We start from the raw sequence: 4621 nt of genomic DNA, 5'->3' as shown, positions 1-4621 counted from the left end.
GACGGGTGGCGGACCTCGGCGACGAGGGGGTGTTCCTCCAGCCGGCGGGCGAGCGCGGCGGCGTTCGCCTAGATGCGCTCCATCCGCAAGGGGAACGTGCGCATTGAGCGCAGCAGAAGCCAAGCTTCGACCGGGCCCGCGACCCCGCCGGCGTCGGTGCGCTCCTCGTGCAGGGCTTCGTGAAGGTCGCCGCGCGAGGCCAGCGCGGCGCCGAGGACGACGTCGGAATGCCCGGACAGGTACTTCGTCGCCGAATGGACGACGACGTCGGCGCCCGCCTCGAGGGGGCGCTGCCCGAGAGGCGTGGCGAAGGTGTTGTCGACCGCCACGAGCGCGCCGGCGGCGTGAGCGGCTTCACAGATCGCAGGGATGTCGGCGACCTCGAGCATAGGGTTCGTGGGCGATTCGATCCACACGAGCCCCGCGGCCTCGCCGTCCGCGCGGATCGCGGCGACGACGGCGTCGGTGTTCGCGACGTCGACCTCGCGGACCTGGCCGCCTTCGCGGGTTGAACGGTCGTGGGCCACGATGAGCGAGGCGTGGTAGGCGTGCCGGGGCATGACGACGGGAGCCCCTGGTCGATTCAGATGCATGGCGTTCGCCACTGCCGCCATGCCCGAGGAATGGAGGAGCGCCGGCAGGGGAGAGCCCTCTAACTCGGCGATCAGCTCCTCGGCCGGATGCCACGTCTCGTTGGACCATCGCGAGTAAAGCATGGATCCGTCTGGAGAACCAATCGAGTGGTAAGTTGACGAAAGCGTGATCGGCGGGTTGACAGGAGAGCCTTGGGAGCGTGTCGGCCGTGCCGATGCCACGGCGATGGTCGCAGGTGCGAGGCCATGATTTTCACTCATACGATGTAGGCTATCGCTTTAGTGGTACCGAAAGTGGAAGGTGACCGGATAATGGCAAAGACGCGTGTGGCCCTCATCTACGGCGGGGCTTCGGGCGAGCATTCGGTTTCGTGTATGACCGCCGCATCGGTTTTACGCGCTATGGACCCGGACAAGTACGACGTCGTCCCCATCGGGATACGGCGCGACGGCACGTGGGTTCCCGGATCCGCGGACCCCGATGCGCTGGAGGCGGCCGGCCCCCAAGGAGAGGTCGGCGGATCCCCCAGCCGCGTGCTCATGGAGATCGGGGGAACGCCGCGCGCCCTGACCGTCGTCGAATCGGAGGGCGGCGCGCCTGTCGTTGAGGCGCTCGGAAGCTTCGACGTGGCGTTCCCGCTGCTTCACGGCCCCTTCGGCGAGGACGGGACGATCCAGGGATTCCTCGAAATGGCGGGCGTTCCCTACGTCGGCTGCGGAGTGTTCGCCTCGGCCGCCGGAATGGACAAGCACTTCATGAAGGTCGTCCTGGAGTCGGCGGGCATCGCCGTCGCCCCGTACGTGCTCGTCGCCCCCAGAAGGTGGCGGACGGAGAAAGGGCAGATCCTCGCGGAGATCGCGGAGAAGCTGACCTTCCCCGTGTTCGTCAAGCCCGCGCGCGCAGGGTCGTCCTTGGGAATCGGCAAGGTTATAGAGCCCGGCGGGCTTGAAGAGGCGATCGCCGCGGCGCAGAAGGTCGACCCGAAGGTGATCGTCGAGCAGGGAGTCAAAGGCCGGGAGGTCGAGTGCGCCGTGCTCGGCGGCAGGGGCGACGCCGCCCCCCGAACGTCGATCCTGGGCGAGATCGTCATGGACGGGACCGATTGGTACGACTTCGAGACGAAGTACATCCAGACGGAAGGCTTCCATATGGCTGTTCCCGCGCCGGTTGAGGCCGACGTCGAAGGCGAGGCTCGGCGGATCGCCGCGAGGGTCTTCGAGGCCTTCGACTGCGAGGGAATGACCCGGGTCGACTTCTTCCTGACCGACGACGGCGAAATACTCGTCAACGAGCACAACACGATTCCCGGCTTCACGGAATTCTCTATGTATCCGATCCTTTGGGAACACACGGGAATCCCGTATTCCGAGCTCATCGACGAGCTTGTCGCCCTCGCACTCGAACGCCCCGTGGGCCTGCGGTAAAGGCCTCTGCGAACGTTCGATTTGTCCCGTGGACGCGATCGGCGAAGCCCCGGCGGGCCGCCTCACGCACAAGGTCGCATCCACAGATTGAAGGTTAATGTTGTCTAACGGCGGATTCTCACCCTCCCCGGAACTAAGAAGAACTCGACGCTCACCTGGAAGGCATCGAGCCGAGGCTGCGGCGCCCCCGAACCCAAAGGCGCCCGCCGACGGAGCGACGGCCGCGGAAGAAAAGGCGGTCGCCGAACGATCGACTGCCCCGGACCCAAAGGCGCCTGCTGAACGATCGGCGCCCCCAGATCGAAAGACCGGCTTGAAGATCGGTTACATCGTCGGTTCGCTGTCAAAGGAATCGCTCAATCGAGGATTGGCCAAAGCCTTCATCGCCGTCGCGCCCCTCGGCGTTGATTTCGTGGAGCTGCCCATAGCCGACCTCCCGATGTACAACCGCGACCTCGACGGGAACTGGCCGCAAATCGCCCTGGACTTCAAGCAGTCCATCCTCGGCGTCGACGGCATTGTGTTCATCACGCCAGAGCACAACCGCATGTACTCGGCGCCGCTGGCCAACGCCATCGAATGGGGGTCGCGCCCGTTCGGAAGCTCGGCGTGGTCCGGCAAGCCCGTCGCCGTCACGGGCACCGCTCCGAGCAACGAGGCCACCGGGCTCGCGCAGGTCCACCTTCGGGCGCCTCTTGTGTTCTGCGGCTCGACGGTCTATCCGGCCGAGGTCTACATCAACGCGGTCGATGCGGGAATCACGCCGGAAGGCCTTTTCGCCGAGAGTGCGAGGCCTTATCTTCAGGAGTTCATCTCCGGCTTCATCGACTTCGTCGAAGAGTTCTACCGCGATTGACCGGTGAGTCGATTTCGTCGTCAGCATACGGAGTTTCTCGGTTGGCGTTCAGTGCGTATGATTGTTGAACGTTCATTCAATTCGGGAGGCCCGCATGTCTTCCGCGCGACGAAAGGCATATATGAAGATCGCTTACATGGTCGGATCGCTTTCTTCGACGTCCCTCAACAGGGGCCTGGCCAAGGCCCTCGTTTCCCTCGCCCCCGAGGGCGTCGAATTCATCGACCTCGACATCGGCGAAGTCGCCACGGCCTTCAAGAAGGCCGTCGACGAGGCCGACGGCGTCGTCATCGTCACGCCCGAGCACAATCGCATGTACTCCGCGGCCGTTGCCAACGCCGTCGAATGGTCCTCCCGCCCCTGGGGAACCGCCTCGCTCGCGGGCAAGCCGGTCGCGCTGGCCGGAGTCTCGCCGAGCCCCGTTGCGACGGGGATCGCCCAGACGCATCTGCGAGGCCCGCTCACGTTCTTCGGCTCGAAGCTCTACCCACATGAGGCGTACGTCAACGCACAGCAGGCGGGGATCACGCCCGAGGGAGGCGTAGCCGAGGGCTCGCGCGATTTCCTCGCCCAATTCATCGGCGGCTTCGTCGATTTCGTCAAGGCGTCGGAATGACTCTCCCTCGGGCGATCGCCGTGCGCTAGCGTCGTGCGGCGCGATCGGAGCGTTCGACGCAAACCGTCGCCGCTGCCAGAAGCGCTGCGCACAGCCACAGAGAGGGTTTGACTCCGTCGACGAAAGGCTGGCCGGGAAGGTACTTTCCGTGCGCCGTGAAGATCGCCGTGCATGCCGCTATGCCGATCGCCACTCCTAGATGGCGCAGAGTCGAATTGACGCCCGAGGCGACCGCGCGTCGGTCTGCGGAAACGCCCTGGAGGGCGCCGGTCGCCAACGGGGCGAAGCTCAGTCCCATTCCGAGTCCGGCGACTGCCATGGGCGCTATGCAATCGCCGTAAGGGACATCGGCCCCGACCTTCACGGCGAACCACGCGAGCGCGACCGTCTGAAGGAACATTCCGGTGACGAGCACGCGCCGAACTCCCAGTCGTTTGACGAGTCCGCCGGAGGCGGGGGAGACGAACAGCGGCACGAGGGTCCATGGGCCGGCTCGCAGCCCCGCTTCGAATGCGCTGTATCCGAGTGTGATCTGGAGGAATTGGCTCAAGAAGAAGATCGCCCCGAAAACGCCTGCCGCAAAGAGAACCGTTGCCGCATTGACCAGCGAGAAACGCCGGTTGGCAAACAAACTCAAAGGCATGACGGGGGCTTTTGCCGAGCGTTCCCTGAAAAGGAAGAGAGCAAGGCATGTTCCGGCGACCGCGAAGCCCCCGACGGTCAGGCCGTCCGTCCAGCCCCTGGTCGGGCCTTCGACGACAGCCCATGTCAGCGGGAAGACGAATCCGACGCCGAGAGCGATTCCCGGCAGGTCCGCCCCTTTTGAGCCGGCTGCGGCCCGGGGGAGGAATCGCGGAACGAACGGCAAGCACAGGGCGCCGATCGGAACATTGATCCAGAAGACGACCGACCAGTGCAGCCCCGAGACGACCGCGCCCCCGAGAAGCGGGCCCGTCGCTATTCCGAGGCCGTTGACTCCGCCCCACACGCCTATCGCGAGTTCGCGCAGGCGCCGAGGGACGGCGTCGACGAGGAGGGCGAGGGAAAGCGTCACGATCGCCGCGCCTCCCGCCCCTTGGATTGCTCGGGCGACGATGAGCGCCTGCGGCGTCGGAGCGAGGGCGCAAGCTG

Annotated in this window: 5 protein-coding genes; 3 read left to right on the top strand and 2 right to left on the bottom strand. The window is 65.6% G+C overall.

What is annotated here, in order from left to right; translation table 11 throughout:
- Positions 1-68: 68 nt before the first annotated feature.
- Positions 69-854 (bottom strand): trans-sulfuration enzyme family protein, encoded by a 786-nt coding sequence (locus ACO48X_RS10850; RefSeq protein WP_485002100.1) that lies wholly within the window; start codon positions 852-854, stop codon positions 69-71.
- Positions 855-905: 51 nt separating this feature from the next.
- Between ACO48X_RS10850 and ACO48X_RS10845 the strand changes: the two genes are divergently transcribed.
- The 3 genes from ACO48X_RS10845 to ACO48X_RS10835 all read left to right on the top strand — a co-directional run bounded on the left by ACO48X_RS10845 (position 906) and on the right by ACO48X_RS10835 (position 3490).
- Positions 906-2018, top strand: a complete 1113-nt coding sequence (locus ACO48X_RS10845) for a D-alanine--D-alanine ligase family protein (protein ID WP_485002099.1) — start codon at positions 906-908, stop codon at positions 2016-2018.
- Between the two features lie 313 nt (positions 2019-2331).
- On the top strand, positions 2332-2874 hold the full coding sequence (locus ACO48X_RS10840; protein WP_485002098.1) for an NADPH-dependent FMN reductase: 543 nt from the start codon (positions 2332-2334) through the stop codon (positions 2872-2874).
- Positions 2875-2995: 121 nt separating this feature from the next.
- Entirely contained in the window at positions 2996-3490 is a 495-nt protein-coding gene (locus tag ACO48X_RS10835; RefSeq protein WP_485002097.1) for an NADPH-dependent FMN reductase, read from the top strand.
- A 25-nt stretch (positions 3491-3515) separates the two neighbouring features.
- On the opposite strand, the gene ACO48X_RS10830 is transcribed toward ACO48X_RS10835, so the two are convergent.
- A partial coding sequence (locus tag ACO48X_RS10830; RefSeq protein WP_485002096.1) for an MFS transporter occupies positions 3516-4621 on the bottom strand: 1106 nt, incomplete at its 5' end.

The sequence above is a fragment of the Peptidiphaga sp. genome (assembly GCF_057238965.1).
This window is presented reverse-complemented; position numbering and strand designations above follow the sequence as displayed.

Coding starts and splice junctions, on each gene's coding strand:
- ACO48X_RS10850 (WP_485002100.1), bottom strand. CDS start 854: ATGAGTGAAAATCATGGCCTCGCACCTGCGACCATCGCCGTGGCATCG.
- ACO48X_RS10835 (WP_485002097.1), top strand. CDS start 2,996: ATGAAGATCGCTTACATGGTCGGATCGCTTTCTTCGACGTCCCTCAAC.
- ACO48X_RS10845 (WP_485002099.1), top strand. CDS start 906: ATGGCAAAGACGCGTGTGGCCCTCATCTACGGCGGGGCTTCGGGCGAG.